This is a genomic window from Streptomyces solicavernae, from assembly GCF_029968095.1.
In the GTDB taxonomy this organism is placed as follows: Bacteria; Actinomycetota; Actinomycetes; order Streptomycetales; family Streptomycetaceae; genus Streptomyces; species Streptomyces solicavernae.
Genome location: NZ_JASCIR010000005.1, coordinates 184,548 through 204,816, shown reverse-complemented (window position 1 = coordinate 204,816; position 20,269 = coordinate 184,548). Strand labels below are relative to the sequence as shown.

20 protein-coding genes are annotated in these 20,269 nt (G+C 67.0%); 15 read left to right on the top strand and 5 right to left on the bottom strand.

Translation table 11 applies throughout. From position 1 onward, the window contains the following. Positions 1 to 47 precede the first annotated feature (47 nt). The 13 genes from QIS99_RS09080 to QIS99_RS32310 all read left to right on the top strand — a co-directional run bounded on the left by QIS99_RS09080 (position 48) and on the right by QIS99_RS32310 (position 14,928). On the top strand, positions 48 to 1,676 hold the full coding sequence (locus QIS99_RS09080) for a DUF4192 domain-containing protein (protein ID WP_282512190.1): 1,629 nt from the start codon (positions 48 to 50) through the stop codon (positions 1,674 to 1,676). Positions 1,677 to 1,772: 96 nt separating this feature from the next. Then, on the top strand, positions 1,773 to 2,525 hold the full coding sequence (locus QIS99_RS09075) for an NUDIX hydrolase (protein WP_282512188.1): 753 nt from the start codon (positions 1,773 to 1,775) through the stop codon (positions 2,523 to 2,525). A gap of 445 nt (positions 2,526 to 2,970) precedes the next feature. Beyond that, on the top strand, positions 2,971 to 4,842 hold the full coding sequence (locus QIS99_RS09070; RefSeq protein ID WP_282512186.1) for an ABC transporter ATP-binding protein: 1,872 nt from the start codon (positions 2,971 to 2,973) through the stop codon (positions 4,840 to 4,842). Between the two features lie 174 nt (positions 4,843 to 5,016). Further along, positions 5,017 to 5,904: a FadR/GntR family transcriptional regulator gene (locus QIS99_RS09065; protein WP_282512184.1), complete on the top strand. Its 888-nt coding sequence runs from the start codon at positions 5,017 to 5,019 to the stop codon at positions 5,902 to 5,904. A 673-nt stretch (positions 5,905 to 6,577) separates the two neighbouring features. Further along, entirely contained in the window at positions 6,578 to 8,131 is a 1,554-nt protein-coding gene (locus QIS99_RS09060) for an RNA polymerase sigma factor (protein ID WP_282512182.1), read from the top strand. A 114-nt stretch (positions 8,132 to 8,245) separates the two neighbouring features. Then, positions 8,246 to 9,151 carry a tyrosine-type recombinase/integrase gene (locus tag QIS99_RS09055; RefSeq protein ID WP_282512180.1) on the top strand — a complete coding sequence of 302 codons (906 nt, stop codon included), beginning with the start codon at positions 8,246 to 8,248 and terminating at the stop codon, positions 9,149 to 9,151. Between the two features lie 298 nt (positions 9,152 to 9,449). Beyond that, the gene (locus QIS99_RS09050) at positions 9,450 to 9,725 is read left to right on the top strand and encodes a hypothetical protein (RefSeq protein ID WP_282512178.1); all 276 of its coding nucleotides are present in this window, start codon (positions 9,450 to 9,452) and stop codon (positions 9,723 to 9,725) included. 596 nt (positions 9,726 to 10,321) lie between these two features. After that, positions 10,322 to 10,525, top strand: a complete 204-nt coding sequence (locus QIS99_RS09045; protein ID WP_282512175.1) for a helix-turn-helix transcriptional regulator — start codon at positions 10,322 to 10,324, stop codon at positions 10,523 to 10,525. A gap of 143 nt (positions 10,526 to 10,668) precedes the next feature. Continuing rightward, positions 10,669 to 11,895: an AAA family ATPase gene (locus tag QIS99_RS09040; protein ID WP_282512173.1), complete on the top strand. Its 1,227-nt coding sequence runs from the start codon at positions 10,669 to 10,671 to the stop codon at positions 11,893 to 11,895. Positions 11,896 to 12,192: 297 nt separating this feature from the next. After that, positions 12,193 to 12,378, top strand: a complete 186-nt coding sequence (locus QIS99_RS09035; RefSeq protein WP_282512171.1) for a hypothetical protein — start codon at positions 12,193 to 12,195, stop codon at positions 12,376 to 12,378. A gap of 318 nt (positions 12,379 to 12,696) precedes the next feature. After that, positions 12,697 to 13,008: a hypothetical protein gene (locus tag QIS99_RS09030; protein ID WP_282512169.1), complete on the top strand. Its 312-nt coding sequence runs from the start codon at positions 12,697 to 12,699 to the stop codon at positions 13,006 to 13,008. A gap of 247 nt (positions 13,009 to 13,255) precedes the next feature. After that, entirely contained in the window at positions 13,256 to 14,461 is a 1,206-nt protein-coding gene (locus QIS99_RS09025; protein ID WP_282512167.1) for a phage major capsid protein, read from the top strand. A 284-nt stretch (positions 14,462 to 14,745) separates the two neighbouring features. Further along, positions 14,746 to 14,928, top strand: a complete 183-nt coding sequence (locus QIS99_RS32310) for an HNH endonuclease (RefSeq protein WP_408909508.1) — start codon at positions 14,746 to 14,748, stop codon at positions 14,926 to 14,928. Between the two features lie 688 nt (positions 14,929 to 15,616). Here the strand turns inward: QIS99_RS32310 and QIS99_RS09020 are convergent. From QIS99_RS09020 to QIS99_RS09010, 3 genes are all read right to left on the bottom strand, one after another. Continuing rightward, the gene (locus QIS99_RS09020) at positions 15,617 to 15,874 is read right to left on the bottom strand and encodes a hypothetical protein (protein ID WP_282512165.1); all 258 of its coding nucleotides are present in this window, start codon (positions 15,872 to 15,874) and stop codon (positions 15,617 to 15,619) included. A 209-nt stretch (positions 15,875 to 16,083) separates the two neighbouring features. Continuing rightward, positions 16,084 to 16,941 carry a helix-turn-helix domain-containing protein gene (locus QIS99_RS09015; RefSeq protein ID WP_282512163.1) on the bottom strand — a complete coding sequence of 286 codons (858 nt, stop codon included), beginning with the start codon at positions 16,939 to 16,941 and terminating at the stop codon, positions 16,084 to 16,086. Between the two features lie 19 nt (positions 16,942 to 16,960). Continuing rightward, positions 16,961 to 17,713, bottom strand: coding sequence for a DUF6879 family protein (locus QIS99_RS09010; RefSeq protein ID WP_282512161.1), 753 nt, complete (start codon positions 17,711 to 17,713; stop codon positions 16,961 to 16,963). A gap of 179 nt (positions 17,714 to 17,892) precedes the next feature. Between QIS99_RS09010 and QIS99_RS09005 the strand changes: the two genes are divergently transcribed. After that, positions 17,893 to 18,114: a hypothetical protein gene (locus QIS99_RS09005; RefSeq protein WP_282512159.1), complete on the top strand. Its 222-nt coding sequence runs from the start codon at positions 17,893 to 17,895 to the stop codon at positions 18,112 to 18,114. Positions 18,115 to 18,170: 56 nt separating this feature from the next. Here QIS99_RS09005 and QIS99_RS09000 read toward each other — a convergent pair whose 3' ends face one another. Then, on the bottom strand, positions 18,171 to 18,482 hold the full coding sequence (locus QIS99_RS09000) for a hypothetical protein (protein WP_282512157.1): 312 nt from the start codon (positions 18,480 to 18,482) through the stop codon (positions 18,171 to 18,173). Positions 18,483 to 18,772: 290 nt separating this feature from the next. Between QIS99_RS09000 and QIS99_RS08995 the strand changes: the two genes are divergently transcribed. After that, a complete protein-coding gene (locus tag QIS99_RS08995; protein ID WP_282512155.1) occupies positions 18,773 to 19,633 on the top strand; it encodes a S1 family peptidase in 861 nt (286 codons plus the stop codon). 292 nt (positions 19,634 to 19,925) lie between these two features. Here the strand turns inward: QIS99_RS08995 and QIS99_RS08990 are convergent, their stop codons facing one another. Next, positions 19,926 to 20,156, bottom strand: a complete 231-nt coding sequence (locus tag QIS99_RS08990) for a DUF7455 domain-containing protein (protein ID WP_282512153.1) — start codon at positions 20,154 to 20,156, stop codon at positions 19,926 to 19,928. Positions 20,157 to 20,269 lie beyond the last annotated feature (113 nt).

The window sequence follows — 20,269 nt, the reverse complement described above, 5'->3', positions numbered from 1 at the left end:
TATCCACAGGGAAACCGGAGTCCAGGAATCCGCGACACAGTCCTCACATGACGAATCACCACCGAGCCGCAGACGGCTTGAGCAATCCGATGTCGACACCGAGCAATCCGGCCGAACTGGCGGATGCGCTCCCCTACTTGATGGGCTTCCACCCCGACGACAGCGTGGTCCTCGTGGCCAAACACGGCATCGGCCTCGGCTTCGGCGGCCGAGTGCGCCTGGGCATTCCCGACGAGACGGAGGACTGGCCGTCGATCGCGGAGCAGCTGGTCGCCTGCTTCGTGAACGGCAGCGAGAGTCGCTTCGTACGGCCGGCCTGTGTCGTGATCTACCTCTGCCAGGACCCGCGCGGCGACGAGGCGCCACAGCGGATCATGGAGCGGCTGCGCCCGCTCGCCGAGGCGCTTCTCACCGCCTGCCGCAGCCGCGGGATCGCGGTCGAGGAAGCCCTCTGCATCTCCGCGGGCCGCTACTGGTCGTACGTCTGCGCCGGCGCCCGCTGCTGCCCGCCCACCGGCACCCCCATGGCTCTGCCGGGCACCTTCGTCACCGCGGCCGCCGCCACATACGCGGGGTTGCAGATGCACGGCAGCCTGCGCCAGATGCAGGCCCGCTTCGAACCTCCGAGTGGTCCGGGTGCGGCGAGCTTGAAGAGCGCGCTGGACGCGGCGGCGTCCGCACTCGTGCCGCGCGTGGTGATGGACGACGCGGGCGATCAGGTCGCCGAGGAGACCCTGGCGGCCGCGGCGCGCATCATGGAGCGGCTGGGTAACGCCCCTCCCTCGCGCGGAGCCCTGGAGTCCGACCGGCGGGACGACCGGCTGATCGGGGAGCGCGAAGGTGCCGATCTGCTGGTCGGCCTGCAGGTGCGCGAGACCCGTGACAGGGCGGCCGAGTGGATGGAGGGAGACGAGGCCGCTCTCGCGCTTCGCCTCTGGCGGGCACTGGCGCGCCGCTGCGTGGCGCCGTACATGGAGTTCGCCGCGGCACCCCTGTCGCTCGCGGGCTGGGTCGCCTGGTCGCTGGACGACGAGCCCGAGGCCAGGGTTGCCCTCGGGCTCGCACTGGACCTGGACCCCGTCTACACGTTCGCGCAACTCCTGCACCGCGCGTGCAACCAAGGGCTGGACGTCGAGGAGGTGCGCCGCTGCCTGCGCAACGAACTGCGCGCTTCCCGCGATGCGGCCACACGCACGGCCCGATCGAAGAGCGCGGCACAGACGCCTCCGCATGATCGGGGTGCACATCCGGGCACTCAACTGACTCTCCCGTACGAGGAGTCGGCCCCCGGTGCCGGGAAACGGCACCGCACACACCGGCGTGCGTCGGCGGCGTCGGCTGCCGAGCCGCAGCAGGCCACGGCCAAGAGCTCCAAGCCGTCACCCCGTCGACCGCACCACCACCGGCCACGTGCGGTGCCGTCGCAGCGCCCCGCTGTCGGGTCAAGGGTCCGTCGCAGGGGTCGGACTCGCCCCGTCAGCAGCTTCGACGCTCAGCTCCCCAGGCAGCTTCGGCGCAACCTCAGCATGCCGGCGGGAGCCAAACCGATCGAGAGGACTGGTGCGCATCAGAGCCGTACCCGGCTGAGCGACGGGCGCTCTCAGAGTGACCCGGCACGCAGGTCGGATGGTTCCGGGGGCGCCAAGGGAGGCGATCAGCGGGACGAGCGGGAGTGAAAGGTATCGGCCTCCGGTGCCGACGATCGGGCGGATGATCCCTGACGAAGTAGCGAAGGGAGTGTTTATCGTCAGGCAGACGACTATGATCGCGGCATGTCGCCCTACGACCCGTCGGCCTTCCCGCCTTTTGCTGTCACCGTCGACCTGGTGGTGCTGACCGTGCGTCGGCATTCCCTCTGCGCGTTGGCGGTCCGGCGAGGTGAAGCGCCGTTCCAGGGACGTTGGGCACTTCCCGGAGGGTTCGTCCGCGCGGACGAGGACCTGGCGATGGCGGCCGCCCGGGAGCTGGAGGAGGAGACCGGCCTGTGCGCGCACGACCCGGGAACGCCTGCGCCGGCTCCGGGGAACGGTGCACACCTCGAACAGCTCGCCACGTACGGCGATCCGAAGCGTGACCCTCGCATGAGGGTCGTGAGCGTCGCGCATCTCGCACTCGCACCCGACCTGCCCGCTCCCAAGGCGGGCGGGGACGCGCACAGCGCGCGATGGGCGCCCGTGGAGACGTTCCTGGAACCCGAGGACGAGGAGACGGGAGCGCTCGCCTTCGATCACGCACAGATCCTTGCGGACGGCGTGGAGCGGGCGCGGTCGAAGATCGAGTACTCCTCGCTCGCCACGGCGTTCTGCCCGACCGAGTTCACCGTGGGTGAGCTGCGCAGGGTGTACGAGGCCGTATGGGGCGTCGCCCTCGACCCGCGGAACTTCCACCGCAAGGTGACCGGAACACCCGGCTTCCTGGTGCCCACGGGTGGGACCACCACACGCCAGGGCGGCCGCCCCGCCCAGCTGTTCAGGGCAGGCGGAGCCACGCTGCTCAACCCGCCGATGCTGCGACCTGAGGTCTGATTGCCGCGCCCCTGGTGCTGACCTCGGGATCCAGGCGCTGATCACGTCGCCCGCCGGTCCCGGCCCGCACGCCCGCACGTCCGGCCGCACGCCCGTCCCGCCGTCCTCAACTCCCCAGCCTCCGGGCAGCGATGCCTTCGTCGCGCCCGCATGCCCGTCGCGCCGTGAGGAGTGCGCCGTGCTATGTGCGAATCGACCGTACACACGGGCGAACTGCTGGGCGTGCAGCATCAGCTGAGGGTGGTGACGGGCACACCCGAGACTTCGCGTCTGACCGAAAAGCCGGAATTTGGGGGTTATCTTGCTGGCGTATTCGACGCTTTCTGTGTTTCCGACGTTTCCGATGTTTTCGACGTTTTCGACGTACTCACGGGGCCTGTCCGTCCCCGATCAGGCGGACTGCCCACCGGCCGCAGTGCGGTCGCCACTTTCCGCGAGAGAAGCGATGATCCAGGCAACCGGACTGACCAGCAATCCCCGTCGGGACCTGCCGCCCGTCGTCGACGACGTGTCCTTCGAGGCGCGCACCGGCCGGGTCACGGCCCTGCTCGGCGGCGCCGACGCCGGCAAGAGTGTGGTCCTGCGACTGATGCTCGAACTCCAACCCGGCCGAGGCGTCACCTACTTCAGGGGCCGGCCGCTGCACCGCATCGCACAGCCCGCGCGGGAAGTCGGCGTACTGCTCGGCGAGGTGCCGGGGCACCCGGGGCGTACGGTGCGCGGTCACCTGCGCATGCTGTGCGCGGCCGCAGGCGTGCCCGTGTCCAGAGCGGACGAGGTGCTCGAAGTCGTCGGCCTCGTCAGCCTGCGGGAGCAGCGCCTGGGCACGCTGTCGCGGGGGATGGACCGCAGGCTGGGCCTGGGGTGTGCGCTGCTCGCCGACCCGCACACCCTCGTACTCGACGCGCCCGCCGACGGCCTCTCCGCCCGTGAAGGCGGCTGGATGCACACCATGCTGCGCGCCCACGCCGAGCAGGGCGGCACCGTGCTGTTCACGACGAGTGACGCGAAGGAGGCGGCCCGAGTCGCCGACCACGTCGTCACGCTCGAACAGGGCAGGCTGGTGGCCGATCAGGAGGCCGAGGCCTTCGCCCGTACCCGGCTCCGACCGCGCGTCGCCGTCCGGTCCCCGCACGCCGCACGGCTCGGTGTGCTGCTGACCAAGGAGGCGAGGGCGGGCAAGCGCTCGCTGGAAGTGGTCCGGGAGGACGGCAGCAGGCTGTCGGTGTACGGCAGCAGCTGCGCCGAGGTGGGGGAGACGGCCTTCAAGCACGGGGTGCTGATCCACCAACTCGCCGACGAGGTAGGCGACTCGGGAATGCCCCGGCACAGGACCCCGTCCGCCCCCACGCAAAGTACCGATCTCGCACAGGCAGTGGGCCACACACACAACCCGCCCCCCGCGCCCGAGCCTCTCGCACCGGAGGCCCCCGCCCCAGCCTCCGCACCCGGCAGAGCCGCCCGAGTCCGAAAGCTCACCGCAGGCACAACTCAAGCACGCAGTGCGGAACTTCCGCTGCTCCCGCCACCCATCACCGCCAGGCCCGCCCGAAGCCCGCTGCGGCCGCTGCGCTACGAAGTGCGGCGGGCCGTCGGGATCAGCACGGGCTACGTGACGGCGCTCCTGGTCCTTGCCGTCTCGGCCCTGCTGACGATCTACCTGGCGCGATCCGGACACACCCCGCTGCCCCGGATGCTCGCGGCCTGGCCCTACGAACTCCCGCTCGCCCCGGCTGCGATGGGTGCGGGGCTGCTGGGCGCGCTGTCGTTCGGGGACGAGTTCCGGCACCCCGCCCTGGCCGCCGACCGTGGCTCCGTTCCCCGAAGACTCGGCCTGCTGCTCGCCAAACTCGTGGTCTGCGCGGGTACCGCCGTGCTGCTCGCCGTGGCCACGGTCGCGACCGACGGGCTGGTGCTGCACGTCGTGTACGGCGAGGAAGTGACGCGGCTGCCGGTGGACTGGCCTGGTATGGCGCTGAGTTGGGTTCTGCTCAGCGTCGCCTGCTCCTGGGCGGGGCTGCTCGCGGCGGGTGTTTTCCGGTCCACCACTGCGGGTCTGGCGGCGCTGCTCGCCGTGCCGGTCGTCCTCGTACCCGTCGTGGCGAAGCTCCTCGCGGAGCCCTCGGTGCGGTCGGCGGCAGGGCTGCCGGGGCGGTTGCGTGAGGTGACGCTCGTGCAGTGGCCCGCGAAGGGCGATCAGTTCCTCGCCCTGCTCGTCCACATGATCGCTCAACCCGTCGGCGGCGCACTGCTGTTCAGCCTGACAGCGCTGCTGTGCGCGTACCTGGTGACCGGGCTGCGGAGCAGAGCGAGATAGTGCCAGCACCACACATCCCCACGCGACGCTTGTGCACAACTGGCCGCAGGATTACGGGAGGAGAGTCGTTTCTGTCGGATAAGGCGTCAATTGCGGCGAGGTAGGCGATCACCCTTTCGTGTGCTTTTCACCAAAGACCTCAAGGCGGTTGAGCGCTGAGCCGACAAAAGATCCGTGAGTACCCTTGCGCACACCATGATGACCGCCGCCCGCTCCGCCGACACCGGCCTCGCAGGACCGGGCGAACTCGACCGCTACCCCTACGCGGAGGCGCCCACGGCCGGTCGCGTCGGCGTCCCTTCCTGGGAGAGTTCGGACCCTGATCTGAACCGCGCCGGCCGGCGCGCGTCGGGCAGCCGCGGCCGCGGGCTGCACGGCCAACTCGTCCAGCAGCTCGGCCAGATGATCGTCTCCGGTGACCTGGGCGCGGACCGCCCGCTGGTACCCGAGGAGATCGGTCAGCGATTCGAGGTCTCCCGCACCGTCGTTCGTGAATCGCTCCGCGTCCTCGAAGCCAAGGGGCTGGTGAGCGCCCGCCCCAACGTCGGTACGCGGGTGCGACCGGTCAGCGACTGGAACCTGCTCGACCCTGACATCATCGAGTGGCGCGCCTTCGGCCCGCAGCGGGACGACCAGCGCCGCGAACTCAGCGAGCTCCGCTGGACGATCGAGCCGCTGGCCGCCCGGCTCGCCGCCGGTCACGGTCGCGAGGACGTCCAGCAGCGCCTGGTCGACATGGTCGAGATCATGGGGCACGCCCTCGGTCAGGGTGACTCCGTCACGTTCGCCCGCGCCGACGCCGAGTTCCACTCGCTGCTCATTCAGGTCGCGGGCAACCGCATGCTGGAGCACCTCTCCGGGATCGTGTCGGCCGCGCTGCAGGTGTCCGGAGGCCCGGTCACCGGCTGTGACCGCCCCACCGAGTCGGCCGTCGCGCACCACGCCCGCATCGTCGAGGCCCTCGGCGCCGCGGACGGCGTCGCTGCCGAGACCGCGATGCGTCAACTGCTCACCGTCCACCCGGATGTGGAGCGTGTGGTCCCGGCGCCCCGCGAGCACTGAGTCCGTCGTAAGCCGGGAGTCCGTCGCGAGCACTGAGTCCGTCGTAAGCGCTGAGTCCCTCGCGAGGGCGGAGCCCCCGTACGCACTGAACTGCCCGTGTGATGCCTGCGCCAGGTGCGTGCGGCGGGCTGGAGGAAGATCGCGTACGCCGTCCGTGCTCACGTTCCGTGCGCCGTCGTGCGCGCCTGGTCATTCGGGCGGGGCGAGGAGCGCGGGGGCCGGCCGGGAGGGACGTAGGCGGGCGCGTCGCCGGCGGGAACGGCCCGCAGGGGCGGAGCCGTCGGGACCCGGCCGGTCCCGGCGCCCCCCGCTGGCCGACCCCGGCGATCCGCCTGCGTGAAACGGTCCTGCACCTCGCGTCGGGGTGAAACAGGAGTGCGGTGCTCGGCTTTGGGCACATGTTGGGCAGGTATCTGCGGGCGTATGTCCTATAGCTTCTGTTATCGATGGTTACGGGGTGTGACTCGGGCCACGCAGATTGGGCGTAACGCTCCCCGAGGTAGCGCGATGACCTAAGAGGTGACAGCCGAGGAGGGAATACAGCCGCCGCTTGCGGCGCTGTGCAGCTCTGACGCCCCGCCCGCGCCGTCGGCCAATTCTCAGCCGTCGGCATCGGCTCCGGTCCACAGTGGACGGGGCCGGAAGCCGTTTCCATCGTTCCGAGAGGTTGTTCGTGTCGGCCAGCACATCCCGTACGCTCCCGCCGGAGATCGCCGAGTCCGAGTCTGTGATGGCGCTCATCGAGCGGGGAAAGGCTGAGGGGCAGATCGCCGGCGATGACGTGCGTCGGGCCTTCGAAGCTGACCAGATTCCGGCCACTCAGTGGAAGAACGTTCTGCGCAGCCTCAACCAGATCCTCGAGGAAGAGGGTGTGACGCTGATGGTCAGTGCCGCGGAGTCGCCGAAGCGCCCCCGCAAGAGCGTCGCAGCGAAGAGTCCGGCCAAGCGCACCGCCACCAAGACCGTGGCGGCCAAGACGGCGACCGCGAAGAAGGCCACGGCGGCCACCGCCGCGACCGTCCCCGCAGCCGCAGAGACGACGGCCGAAGAGGCCGCCCCCGCGAAGAAGGCCGTCGCCAAGAAGACGGCGGCCAAGAAGACCGCAGCGAAGAAGGCCACCGCCAAGAAGACCGCGGCGAAGAAGACGAAGAAGGACGACGACCTGCTCGTCGCCGACGAGCCGATCGAGGAGACCCCGGCCGCCCCGGCCAAGCCCGGCGAGGAAGAGGAGGAGACCAGTGGCGGCGAGGCCAAGGGCTTCGTCCTCTCCGACGACGACGAGGACGACGCTCCTGCCCAGCAGGTCGCCGTCGCCGGCGCCACCGCCGACCCGGTCAAGGACTACCTCAAGCAGATCGGTAAGGTCCCGCTGCTCAACGCCGAGCAGGAGGTGGAGCTCGCCAAGCGCATCGAGGCCGGATTGTTCGCCGAGGACAAGCTGGCCAACGCCGACAAGCTCGCCCCCAAGCTCAAGCGCGAGCTGGAGATCATCGCCGAGGACGGCCGCCGCGCCAAGAACCACCTCCTGGAGGCCAACCTCCGTCTGGTGGTCTCCCTGGCGAAGCGCTACACCGGCCGCGGCATGCTCTTCCTGGACCTGATCCAGGAGGGCAACCTCGGTCTGATCCGCGCGGTCGAGAAGTTCGACTACACCAAGGGCTACAAGTTCTCCACATACGCGACGTGGTGGATCCGTCAGGCCATCACCCGCGCCATGGCCGACCAGGCGCGCACCATCCGTATCCCGGTGCACATGGTCGAGGTCATCAACAAGCTCGCGCGCGTGCAGCGCCAGATGCTCCAGGACCTGGGCCGCGAGCCCACCCCGGAGGAGCTGGCCAAGGAACTCGACATGACCCCCGAGAAGGTCATCGAGGTCCAGAAGTACGGCCGCGAGCCCATCTCCCTGCACACCCCGCTGGGCGAGGACGGCGACAGCGAGTTCGGTGACCTCATCGAGGACTCCGAGGCCGTCGTCCCTGCCGACGCGGTCAGCTTCACGCTGCTCCAGGAGCAGCTGCACTCCGTGCTCGACACCCTGTCCGAGCGCGAAGCGGGCGTCGTCTCCATGCGGTTCGGTCTCACCGACGGTCAGCCGAAGACCCTCGACGAGATCGGCAAGGTGTACGGCGTGACGCGTGAGCGCATCCGCCAGATCGAGTCCAAGACCATGTCGAAGCTTCGTCACCCGTCGCGCTCTCAGGTGCTGCGCGACTACCTGGATTAAGTCAAGCACCCGAAGGGCGCCCCTGACCTGCGTATTCGCGGGTTGGGGGCGCTTCTGTTTGCAAGCGCAGCGCTGCTAGTCCGGATATCACACGACAGCGCATATGCTTGCAGCATGTGCGCAAACCTGGCGATATCGCCCCTACTCGACTCCTGGATGATCCATCTGGCCGCCGAGCGGAAGTCGGCCCAGACCATGAAGACGTACGGCGACGGCGTCCGTGCGTTCGTACGCTGGTGCGAGGCGACCGGCGCGCCGCCGGAACTGGACCGCCGCACGGTCAACGCCTTCACGGCGGCACTGTTGGATGGCGGGGCAGAGCCCGCGACGGCCAGGTCACGCCAGCTCGCAGTGCGGCGCTTCTCTGCCTGGCTGTATGCCGACGGTGAGATTCCTGCTGATGAGCTGGTGGCTCTCAGGCCGCCCAAGCTGGACGTGAAGGTCGTGGAGTCCCTGGATGACGACCAGTTGAAGGCGCTGCTCAAGGAGTGCAGGGGAAGCGGCTTCCGCGACCTCCGTGACGAGGCGATCGTCCGGCTGATGGTTGAGACCGGTGCCCGTGCCGGGGAGGTCGTCAACATGACGACCGACGACATCGACCTGAAGCAGGGTGCAGGCGTCGCGGTCATCCGCAAAGGCAAGGGTGGTCGGGGGCGCACGGTGTTCTTCAGCGCGCAGTGCGCCCAGGCCGTCGACCGCTACCTTCGCAAGGGGCGGAAGGGGCACCGTCTTGCCGACTCGCCCGCTCTCTGGCTCGGCGACCGCGGCAAAGGACTCTCGTATGACGGTCTCTACTCGGCGCTAGCCACCCGCGCCGCCATCGCCGGGATCGATGGCTTCCACCCCCACATACTGCGGCACACGGCGGCCACCAGGTGGCTGGCGGCCGGTGGCAGTGAGGGCGGGTTGATGGCCGTGGCGGGCTGGACTCGCCGCGACATGTTGGACCGCTACACCCGGGCGTCGTCCGAGCGTCGGGCCGCCGAAGAGGCGCGGCGCCTGGACCTGGGGAACTTCTAGTCGCGAGTGCAACGAAAAGATCTTGCAGGAATCCCCTTGGGGGGGTGCCGTGCGCTGTGCTTACCTTGAGACATCCGCCCGAGGCTGCTTGCCGGGCGTCCGGTCCCTCCAGGCCGGGGCCGCTTAGTGACGGCGAGGCCGAACTGGAGGCCGTCCAGTCCGCCACGGAAGAGCGGTAACCCCGGAGCTACGACGGGGGACGGGTCTCTGGCGCACGATCGCAGCCCGCGCGAGGGCCGGTGCGGGGCATAGTGCCACTGCCGCCGCAGGAACACTTCATGCCTGGAGTAGTCCTGCGATGACGCCCGAACAGCACCGTATGCGTGCACAAATCGCCGCCCACACCCTGTGGGCCAACTGCAATGATCCTTCCGCCCACACCGAGCCCGCCCGCCGGGCCTTCCTCGTCGAGCGCTTCGAGCGCGAGGTCGACCCCGATGGCGTTCTCACAGCGGATGAGCGCGTGCGCCGGGCCGAACATGCACGTAAAGCGCACTTCAAGCGGCTAGCCCTGGCCAGCTCCCAAGCTCGTGCTGCCAGGGCCGCTGCCCGCCGGGGTGGTGAAGCGGCGTGAGCATGGAAGAGGGGCCTGGCAAAAGGCCCCGGCTCATCCCGCGCTGTACTGGGCCGTCCAGGTGCTGTGGGACGAAGGGCTGAGCCGGGCAGGAGGCGGGGGATGCGGTCTGGCCTGTCGTGTCGTCGTGGCCGTTCTCGAAAGGGCCGTGGACCGTGGCCGACGCCGGGGCAACCCCTTCCAGCCCGAGAGGCTGCACCCCGAGGGAGTCGTCGCTGCCGCGTGATGAAGATGGGGATGATCGATCTGGTTGACCCCGCCCCTTGTGAACCGTCTCTTCAACCTCAACATTGGCAAGGTCCAGGACTTCCTGGACCTTGCCCACACCCCAAGGGTCTGATCATCTGCACTGGCAAGCATTTCCACGGGCAGACCCGCTGACCAGGGTGTTCTTTAGGTCGGTCTATCTCTTCAAGCACGACACCGACTTCCACGAACTTCACGCACAGCCAGGCTGACCAGGGCGTTTAGTCCACAGGCGGCCTTCGTGATCTCCCTTGGCGCTGCTGAACCCGTGACTTCGCTGTCACGCCCCTATGGCTTCCTTATGCCAAGAGATCCGGAGAAGACCGGAGAAGACCGGAAAGACCCTTCCGATGGAAAAGATGATCACGATTCCGGAGCTGGCCGACGCCCTGAACGTATCCGTGAAAACGATCTACGAGTGGAACTCGCTGGGCACCGGCCCCGCGTACGTGAAGGCAGGCGGCGGCGTCCGCTTCCGTCCGTCAGAAGTCGAGCGGTGGCTCAATTCGCGCCCCATAGCGCCGCGTTCCCGAGCACACCATGACCGGCGGTGAAGCCCCGAACCCCCTCGCAGAAGCCATAGGCGACCTCTCAGACGCCCAACTCCGCCGCCTGGCAGCACTACTGCGGCTCGACAGAGAAAGGCCCGCACACGGCGACGAGGACGAGTGACCCCATCCCCTGAGACCCGCAGGAAGTGACCGATGACCTGATGCAAGACACAAAGAAAGACGCCCCGGCGGACCAGACCGAAGCGTCACGTAATGACCACAACAACGCCAATGTACCGCAGCCCTTCCCTGCCGAGCTGGCAGAGCTTGCCTGGGATTACGACCAGTCCCTTCAGGCACTGCCGGACTCCGACGAGGAATGGAACCGTGAGTACGCCAGGAATCGCGCCAGGTGGGCGAACAGCGTGCCCCGGCAATGGTGTTCTCTCTGTGTTCTCTACAAGGAAGCGCTAGCCCCGCCCGTCGCTGACCTGGCCTGGCATCCGGTCGAGTCCTTCTGGGTCTGCGCGGCCTGTAGGGACGAACTGTTCCCCAACCCGGCCGACATGGACAGCTTCCTGGATTCCCAGGACCCCGAGTACGACTGGCTCGTGCCGGGGCTGTTGGAGCGTGGAGACCGGCTCATGCTCACCGGCCCCGAGGGCAAGGGAAAGTCAACGCTGCTCCGTCAGATAGGAGTACGGATCGCATGCGGCATGCACCCCTTCGCAGGCGACCAAGTTTCCCCGGTGAAGGTGCTGTTCTACGACTTGGAGAACAGCGAGTCACATTTCCGAAGGGAGATGCGGAAGTTGAGGCTGGCAGCCGGCGAGCGGTGGATCGGAGCCAACATGAAGCGAGTGAACCGGCCGCAAGGACTCGACTTCAACAGCGACGGCGGCGACATCCTCAATGATGAAGTGTCCAAGCACAAACCGGATGTGCTCATCGTGGGGCCCCTGTACAAGATGATTGCCGGAGACCCGAACAGCGAAGAGCAAGCTCGGCCAGTAGCACTGAAACTCGACAGCATCCGCACCGAACACGGATGCGCCGTACTACTCGAAGCACACTCACCGCACGCATCCAACGGCGGTAAACGCCCAATGCGGCCAGCAGGATGGTCGGGGTGGATGCGGTGGCCCGAGTTCGGTATCCACATCGATGAACACGGCGCCATCAGCCACTGGCGAGGCATGCGCGACCAGCGCGACTTTCCGAGCATGCTCAACAGGGGCGGAAAGTGGCCGTGGTCAATCGGCTCAAGTCCACGCGATGAACTGTGGGCGCGCATCGCGAAGGAGTGCGACGGGAAGCTCTCGCGCCCATCAGAACGGGATCTTGAGAAAGCCATCGGAGCACCCAAAACGCGCATCCACAGGGCCATCGAAGAACACCGCACTGAATGGGACAAGTTCCCCCACTCTGGGTGACAAAAGCCCAGGTCAGGGTGGTGGACCACCTCAACTCACCTTTGTTTCAAGGGTAGTTACTAGCCGGCCAAGGGGTGGTCCACCTGGTCCAAGAGGTGGTCCACCACAGAAAACCGCAGGTCAGATGCCTGTTGATCTTAAAGTGGACCACTTTCCTGGTCCACTTTCGACAAAACCGCAGGTCAGACGGGGTGGTCCACCTGGTCCCCCTACGGGGTGGGCCCTACGCGGACCGCGCCCACCCGTGGGGGCTATCGGAGCCCGCACACGAGGGTGGATGGATCGAAAGGAAGACTCATGAGCGAGGAGATAGATCTCGCCGAGCTGGTCGCCCAACTGGACGCCGACCCGCCCAGTGCTGCCGCCGCTCTGCCGGACTTCGAGGACCCGGCGACAGCCAGGCCCGAGGAGTGCAACTGGTGCCACGAGTACGAACTCGTCGGCTCCCACGCTCCGGCCTGCCCGAACCGCCGCCGAGGGTGAGGCCGCCCCAATGCGTACTGAGTGATTCCGCGAAAACCCCTCTCCACGGCCCTGTACGCCCGTCTGCGGGGCGAATGGGGGTGGCCGAGGGTAATGGGGCCGGGGTTGGGCTTCAGGGCTCCCTGAAGCCCGCCGGCATCCGCCGCGTGGTCGCTGTTGGGCGCTCGCCCGAGGCAAAGATCTCCCCTGGCAGTTAAACCGACCTGGCAGACAGACCTGCGATAGCAGGGCTGGACGCCGTTGTTCCAACTGCCAACGTTCCAAGACCACCCCTCTGGGTGCCCTCAAGCTGGACGCCCCAACCCGAAAGGAACCGCCATGACCACGATCCCCGACTTTCCTCCTGCACCCGCCCCCGGTGAACTCGTCCTCGCGGCCTTCAAGCGGTACCAGCTCACACAAGACGACTGGGCGCGTTTCACGCGAGGCGTGGATGCGTACGTCAAGAATTGGCGACAGGTCTTGAAAGCCCGCAAGGAGGCTGGCAGTGACGTCTACATCTCTCCGGCGTGGGAGAAGCCCCTGTCGGAGCAATTCACGCACGAATCCCGAAGGCTCAAAGGAATAGGGCAGCCTGAATGGAGGCTCTGGGACGCCTATGCCCGCGAATTCGCCCTCGCTGGAATGTGACCCGCCCTATTCCGTTCTCTCGCTCTAATCGGTATTATCGAATTCGAGCGCTGGGAACGCTTCATGGTGAGGCTGGGGGCCGTCGCGACCACGACGGCCCCCAGCCTGCCCCGGCTGGACGGCCAAGGGCCCACGAGACCCCCACACCCTCAATCCCCGGTAGCTGGGCGGCTATCGCCGCAGCCGATGACTGGGCGGTCCTCGGAATGCGAACCAACACACGCACTCCAGAAAAGGACAAACGGTCATGCAATTCCCGGCACTTGAAGCAGCGAAGACCGAACTAAAGAAGTTCATGGACCGGTACGGCGTGGACGTCAAGGCTCTAGACGTCGAAGCCAAGCGCGAAATGCGCCGTCTCGTCGCCGAATACGACAGTGAGAGGGCCATCGCCGACGCCGCCGTGCGCGCCTCCGGTCAGGACGGAAGCGACGACTCAAACAGCAACGGCAGCGTCAAGGGCGGCGGCTGGACCTCCCCGTACGCGAAGGACGGCCACAAGGCGGGCGAATGGCTCGCCGAGGGCATCCGCCGGGCCGGCGTCCAGACCAAGGGCTGGGTCACCTCCGGGACCACCGGCGGCGGCGCGTTCACGCCCGTCCAGCACGCCAACACGTTCTGGGACCGGCTCGCCGCACAGTCGGTCGGGCTCCAGTCCGGGTTCACCGTCGTGACGACTCAAGCGAACGAACTCGTCATCCCGCGCCTAACCGGCGATACCGGCGCGGCATGGACGAGCGAGGCCGCCGTCATCACGCCGACCGACGCGACCGCCGACGAGATCCACGCGATCCCGAAGAAACTGGCCGCGCTTCAGGTCCTCTCCAACGAGGTCATCGCCGACTCGGTGCCCGCCGTCCTCGACGTGAGCGCCCGTCAGATGATCCGGTCACTGGCGCTGAAGCTCGACCTCGGGTTCTACGAGGGCTCCGGCACGGCACCCGAGATCCGGGGCCTGAAGAACACCGCCGGAATCCAGACCCTCTCCATGGGCACCAACGGCGGCGCGTTCACGCACCTCGACCCGTTCGCCGACGCGCTCGGACTCCTTGAGGAGGCCAACGCGCACGGCACCGCCATCGTCATGCACCCCCGCACTTGGAAGGCGCTGACGAAGCTGAAGGAGGCCCCGACCGGGTCGAACAAGCCGCTGCTTCAGGAGCATGCGGGGGCCGGTACCGACGGGGTGTCACGTTCCATCTACGGGGTGCCGGTGTACCTGTCGTCTCAGCTCTCCGTGGCGGAAACCCAGGGCACCGCCGTCAACGCGTCGTCGGTGTACGTCTACCAGGCGTCGGAGATCCTGGCCGTGCTGCGGCAGGACACCCGCGTCGACGTCGACAACTCGCGGCTCTTCAACTCGGACCAGTCCGAAGTGAGGGCCATCATGCGGGCCGACGTCGCGGTACCCAACCCGCTGTCGGTGGTGCGCATCCTCGGCGTCACCCCGTAACGCCCGTTCGAACCGGGGCCCCTTGAGACATCATCGGGACCCCGGTTCCCTGACCGACCCGTGTGGGATTGGCGGAAGCCGTGAAGACGGGTGTTACCCGACCCAGGCCGAGGTTATGGACAGGGATCACTTCGCGGCCTTGTACTCGCGGGCTCAACCAACCACACACAAGGCAGCTCGAAGCCGAAGTGAAGTAGAGCTGAGGAAACGTCTGTTGCCTGGCCTGCCCGCTCCCCTGCCGACGCGGAGCCTGAAGAGACTGGTTGTGTAGTGGTCCTATAGATATGGACCTACCACCTACCCATGCCATGTCATGGACAGTAGACCATGTACTTCCTCTCAGTCTCTACCCTCATCTAGCACTAGAGATCAGTAACATGAGAGAAGCACATAGAACGTGCAACAGTAGTAGAGGTCAAGGCAATGGCAGAGGTAATGCCAATGGCAAGGTATCGCGCAATTGGTAACGTTTCCTGAAAGGCACTTTTCGGAAACACTTCAAAAAATCCCTTTTTTGAAATTCACTGTAAGGAATCCCTTATTCTGCGCAAGGCGCTAAGGAATCCCTTATCTGTGATGCCATGTGAAGCCTTCGCGGTTAAGGAATCCCTTGTAAGGAATCCCCTTGCTCGCCGTTGCAATTCAAACACGTGTCGCCGATATCTACAATTCGCGAGGGCATAAAACCCATACCTTAAGCGGGTCTGTTCGCATAGCCACTATGCATACTTCATGCATGGATATGCAGATAGGGGGGCACCCCCGGCGCGTTCTATGCACTGCCGGACGACCCCGCCCCTTGTGAATCGCTTCTCTCCCTATATTCGCCCATGGAGCAAAATCCCAGGTCAAGTGCACCGTATATTCATGCGAATGTCGCGCATTAGCTAGATGCGGAGGGTGTCATGATGCAATGCGTCGAGTGTCGAAAGTCTTTCGATGGACGGAAGGGTCAGAAATACTGCCGGGAGCTCGAATGTGTGCGGGCCCGGCGTGCCAGGACTTACCGCGACTGGTACGCCAATGCTCGCGCCAACGGTATGTCTCCCCGGAAAACCGGCGTCGTTCCCTGCGTGGGATGCGGGAGGCCTTGCCTGGGTGGAAAGGGGAGTCTTCCGGAAGGCTTTCGTCGTTGCCGTGAATGCAGGCGGGCGCTCAAGTGAATGTCGAGGACGGAATTCCCATCGCCTTGACGAATTTACCAGGGTCGCTGCCTGCCTGGATGCTCAATTCAAGCTCGCTGAGAATGTAGAGTGCCCACTCTCGATGTTCGTTCCTCAATGTCCTTTCCGCTGTCCATCCTTTCTCTTTGTCTGCGATGTATTCGGACAGCGGGCGCTCGTTGACGCTTTCGAGGATTCGGCACAGCTCTGCGAACTGCGCTGCGTCGACTGCCGGTCGGTTCTCGGTCATGGGGCCACGATGTGCCCTCAATGTCCTGTCGGCACGTCGAGTTCCGCCATCCGCCTCGCAGGGCCCGCCTGCAGAGCGCGCATCAGCGTCAGCGACGCTGTGGGGGTGTTGATCTCGTCCATCAGCATCCGCAGCGTGACATTGGGTATCCACAAAGGATGAGTGGGTGGAGGTCTTCACCGACGCCATGGCGCAGGGCAAGAACCAGCTCAACTAGCGGGCGTGCCGAGTTTCTGGCGCGCCTCGTGGATGACCTGCTGGGCGTCCGTGCCGTATACGGCCGACCGACTGAAGGTCTCCCAGACCCGCTTGTACAGCGCGACAGTGTCGGCATCGTCCAGCCATAGCTCGGCGTGCCAGTCCTCGGCGATGACCAGCCGGTCATCGAAGATCCAGAAGGGATTTCCGGGCGGGAGCTGTAGGGAGCCCGTCTGCGGCACGATCCCGAGGCGGACTGTATCCATGCCCACAACGCCCAGGAGGCGGTCCAACTGGGCGGCCATGACGGGGCGTGGGCAGACCTGGGCCCGCAGCGCTCCCTCCCACATCAGCAGGTTCAACTGCTTGCCCCGCTGGTACAGCCACTCCTGTCGCCTCATGCGGGCCCTGACCGCGTCGTCCGCGTCCCGTGGCGAGTTCTGGAGTGTCGCGTATCCCTCGAAGACGTGCCGGGCGTACTCGGCGGTTTGGAGCAGGCCGTTGACCGCGTTGTTCTCCCACACGGTCAGGGTGTTGGAGTCGTCGACCAGCGCGTTCCAGGTCTCCTGCACGGGTCGATGTCCGCCTGCGAGTTGCCGCCGCCATGAGCGGATGTGGCTTTCGAAGCCCTTCAACCGGCCGTGCAGTTCCTGGAATACATCGGGCTGCCCGGTGGCGTCGGCCCAGGCGCGGATGTCGTCGGCCGTCGGGGTCTGCTTGCCGTTCTCCAGCTTGCTGATCTTCGACTGCGGCCAGCCCAACTGCTCGGCCAGGCGCGTACCGGTGAGGCGGCCGTGAGGGCTCTCCTCGCGCAGCTCGCGGAGCCTGCACCCCAGCTCTGCGCGTGCCTTCTGGTAGTCCGTGCTCACCGGTACCCGATCTGCCTGCCTACTCGCCCAGCCCTGCCGCGAACTCCCGGTAGGGGACGGCGTGATGCCATGCGGTATCCCGGGTCACGTTGCAGCGGACCACCTCAGCCGGCTCCGTGATCAACTCCACGTCCACGAGCTGGTCGTCGTCATCGAACCGCAGGGTGGCCACGAACCGGCTGTCGAACAGCCACCAGTCGCGATGGCCGGAGGAGATCAGGAGTCGGTCGGCGTCCGCACGCGGGAGGATGCGAATGTCCTCGCCCAGGGATGCGTTCCGCTCGGCGTTGTTGAGCAGGTAGAGCTGCCCGGTGGTCGGCGGGTTGTCGACGATCCGTACGCGCTCAACCCGCTTGCCCTGGGCGATCCGAGATCGGATCAGTTCGCAGTACGGGTCGTTCGGGTCCCACTCGACGTTGCCGGTCTGGGTGAACTGGCGGTAGGTGTCTGTCTGTTCGTCGCTGGCATAGCGGCGGCGTGTCTCCAGGCGCCAGGCCGTGTGCTGGAAGACCCGGAACAGCTCCTCGAACTGGTCCAGGCCGATGATCTTCGCCTTGCGCGTCTTGCCCTTGGGCGTCCAGTCGACCAGCACCTCACGCGGCACGACGACCGCTGTCTCCCCCTCGGACAGGTGCTGAAGCTGGGCGATCTCCTCGGGGTCGGTAAGCGGCGGACCGTGGACGATCACGTCTCCGCTGTCGATGTCCTCATGGACGGACGGGCACCCCGTACCTCCGCTGCCCGTCCCGTTGAAACGCAGCCTGCGTGCCATGCAGTCACCCCTCGTGCCGCTCGTGTAGCCCCTGGCCAGACAAGGGTGTCCGTGATCGCAGGCGAATGTCGAGGCATCCCGGGGCACGGCGGGAGAATATTCGAGAATACTTCCCGCCATCCCCAACTCCCGCTTTCTACGGTCGCGTTCACAGGCCCGCAGAGAGCTGGGAGACCCCGATGGCTACCACGAAGCACAAGACCACCCCCGAGCCCGTCATCGAGCTTCCGATCGGGTTCGAGGCCTGGCTGCTCGATTGCGTCCCAGTGCCTCTCTGCGGGGTGTGCGCGGCCAACCACAACCAGATGACCGAAGCGAGGGAGAAGGGCGACATCAGGATCGCGGCACGGCACGCCTCGGAGATCCGCTCCCATGCCAGTGGCGCGCACGACAGGGCGTGACCACTCACGACAGAGCCCCGGAGTCGTCCGCCGATGCGACTCCGGGGCTCTCAAGATCACTGGCTGGTGAGCGGCGTGAGCCAGTTCGGGTGGTCGAGCGCGGAGACCGCCGCCGCCCAGCGCCGCTCACCCTCGTCGGCCGCTTCCAGGAGCCGCTCGGCGAGCTTCCGGGCTTCCTCCGGAGAGTACGAATCGACTGCCCCCCCGGCCTCCCTTGCTACCAAGATCTCCGGTGCTTCCATGAGGACCCAGCCCGACGAGTCGGAGCGCTCGTCGTTGCGATCCTGACACTCCCACTGTGCGTCGACCACGAAACGGTCGGCGTCGTCGGAGGCAACCCAGGTGCCCGGATCTTCGAGATGTCCCATGGAGATCACCACTCATCTCAAGCCAAGATATTTCGTGGCCTGCGCTTCCTGCCGACCTGCATTGATGCCGATCGAGCACAGCGCTCACACGTCCATACTGCGCGACTACCTCGACTAGGTCGCAGACCGCTCGTACGAGGCAAGGGCCCGGATTCCGTGAGGAGTCCGGGCCCTTGTGCGTGACCCGCCGGTCCGCGCACGCCCCTTGTGTGCATCCACGCGCGGGTGCGGAGCGCGCGTCAGTGGTCGACGCTGAGCGAGTAATGAGCAACTCAGTGTCAGGAGAACGTATGCGCCGTGGACCCTTCGTCAGTGCGCTGTCGGGTTTACTCGCCCCACTTGCGGCGGCAGCGGTGCTGCCGTTGGCCGCGCCTGCTCCGGCCGTGGCCGACGGGGTGGTCGTCGGCGGCCGGCCGGTCCAAGTCGCCGAGCACCCCTGGGTGGTGGCGATCGCCAGTCGTGACCGGTTCGGCGGTGCGCGGTCGGGGCAGTTCTGCGGCGGCGCCGTCGTGGACCGGCGCACCGTGCTGACGGCCGCGCACTGCCTGAGCCAGGACGTGCTCGGGGTCCCGCCGAGCGAAGTGCCCGACCTGAAGGTCATCGCGGGACGCGCCGATCTGCGGACGGACGAGGGGCGCGAAGTCACCGTGCGTCGGGTGTGGGTGAACGGGGAGTACGACAGCCTCACCAACGCCGGAGACGTCGCGGTCCTCACCCTCGCCAAGTCGCTGCCCGAGGCGTCCGTGGTCCCCATGGCGCGCGAGGGGAGCGCCGCGTACGAACCCGGCACGGCGGCCTCGGTGTACGGCTGGGGCGACACGACCGGCGAGGGTGACTATGCGCGCACGCTGCGTGCCGCGCGCGTACGGGTGTTGTCCGACAGCGTCTGCGAACGGGCCTACCCGGGCAGCGTCGACGGGAAGTACCTGGCCGACTCCATGCTGTGCGCGGGCGAGCCCGAGGGCGGCCGGGACGCCTGCCAGGGGGACAGTGGCGGGCCGTTGGTGGCCCGAGGGCGGCTCATCGGCCTGGTGTCGTGGGGGAGTGGCTGCGGGCAGCCGGGCAACCCCGGCGTCTACACGCGGATCTCCGAGGTGCTGCCGCTGGTGTCGGAGGCGCAGCGGTCGGCGCGGGAGCGCGCCGCCGAGTAGCGGCAGGAAGCGTAACGGCAGGGCCTGCTGCCCGGTCGGTCGGTCGGGCAGCAGGCAGCACTCACCGAACGGAGCCGGCCGGTCGCCGGTCACCGTCTGTGCAGCGGAAGTTGCAGTGGCGTAGGCGGTCGCGGGGCAGAGCCCAGTTGCCGTGCTGCGGGCAGTCGCCGCGCCGTGGGCGGCAGTTGTGTGCGGCGCCCTGAGAGGTACGAGAGCGGGCGGTCACCCTGGTCAGGGTGGCCGCCCGCAGTGCCGGCCCTGGGCCGGTGCTGGCTCGTCGTGATGCGAAGTGTCAGCGTTCCTCGGTGTCGGCGCTTGCCGGGACGGCGGTCAGCCGCTCCGTCTCGTCCTGTATCTCAGCGGCGATCTTCTTGAGTTCCGGCTCGAACTTGCGACCGTGGTGGGCGCAGAAGAGCAGTTCACCGCCGCTCATCAGGACGACGCGCAGGTATGCCTGGGCGCCGCAGCGGTCGCAGCGATCAGCGGCCGTCAGGGGGCTCGCGGGGGTCAGAACAGTAGTCACGTCGCCTCTTCTCTAGCTCGACGAGCTGTCGTACCAGGGTCAACATCCAACCAGGCCGAAAACGTTCCCGATCTTGGCTTTTCCTCGAAACTTTCTTCCGAGGCGGCTGTCTG

What these genes read in the sequence shown, in the direction of transcription:
- QIS99_RS09080 (WP_282512190.1), top strand. Translation starts at nt 48, where the DNA reads ATGACGAATCACCACCGAGCCGCAGACGGCTTGAGCAATCCGATGTCG.
- QIS99_RS09075 (WP_282512188.1), top strand. Translation starts at nt 1,773, where the DNA reads ATGTCGCCCTACGACCCGTCGGCCTTCCCGCCTTTTGCTGTCACCGTC.
- QIS99_RS09070 (WP_282512186.1), top strand. Translation starts at nt 2,971, where the DNA reads ATGATCCAGGCAACCGGACTGACCAGCAATCCCCGTCGGGACCTGCCG.
- QIS99_RS09055 (WP_282512180.1), top strand. Translation starts at nt 8,246, where the DNA reads ATGTGCGCAAACCTGGCGATATCGCCCCTACTCGACTCCTGGATGATC.
- QIS99_RS09050 (WP_282512178.1), top strand. Translation starts at nt 9,450, where the DNA reads ATGACGCCCGAACAGCACCGTATGCGTGCACAAATCGCCGCCCACACC.
- QIS99_RS09045 (WP_282512175.1), top strand. Translation starts at nt 10,322, where the DNA reads ATGGAAAAGATGATCACGATTCCGGAGCTGGCCGACGCCCTGAACGTA.
- QIS99_RS09035 (WP_282512171.1), top strand. Translation starts at nt 12,193, where the DNA reads ATGAGCGAGGAGATAGATCTCGCCGAGCTGGTCGCCCAACTGGACGCC.
- QIS99_RS09030 (WP_282512169.1), top strand. Translation starts at nt 12,697, where the DNA reads ATGACCACGATCCCCGACTTTCCTCCTGCACCCGCCCCCGGTGAACTC.
- QIS99_RS09025 (WP_282512167.1), top strand. Translation starts at nt 13,256, where the DNA reads ATGCAATTCCCGGCACTTGAAGCAGCGAAGACCGAACTAAAGAAGTTC.
- QIS99_RS32310 (WP_408909508.1), top strand. Translation starts at nt 14,746, where the DNA reads ATGGACCTACCACCTACCCATGCCATGTCATGGACAGTAGACCATGTA.
- QIS99_RS09020 (WP_282512165.1), bottom strand. Translation starts at nt 15,874, where the DNA reads ATGACCGAGAACCGACCGGCAGTCGACGCAGCGCAGTTCGCAGAGCTG.
- QIS99_RS09010 (WP_282512161.1), bottom strand. Translation starts at nt 17,713, where the DNA reads ATGGCACGCAGGCTGCGTTTCAACGGGACGGGCAGCGGAGGTACGGGG.
- QIS99_RS09005 (WP_282512159.1), top strand. Translation starts at nt 17,893, where the DNA reads ATGGCTACCACGAAGCACAAGACCACCCCCGAGCCCGTCATCGAGCTT.
- QIS99_RS09000 (WP_282512157.1), bottom strand. Translation starts at nt 18,482, where the DNA reads ATGGGACATCTCGAAGATCCGGGCACCTGGGTTGCCTCCGACGACGCC.
- QIS99_RS08995 (WP_282512155.1), top strand. Translation starts at nt 18,773, where the DNA reads ATGCGCCGTGGACCCTTCGTCAGTGCGCTGTCGGGTTTACTCGCCCCA.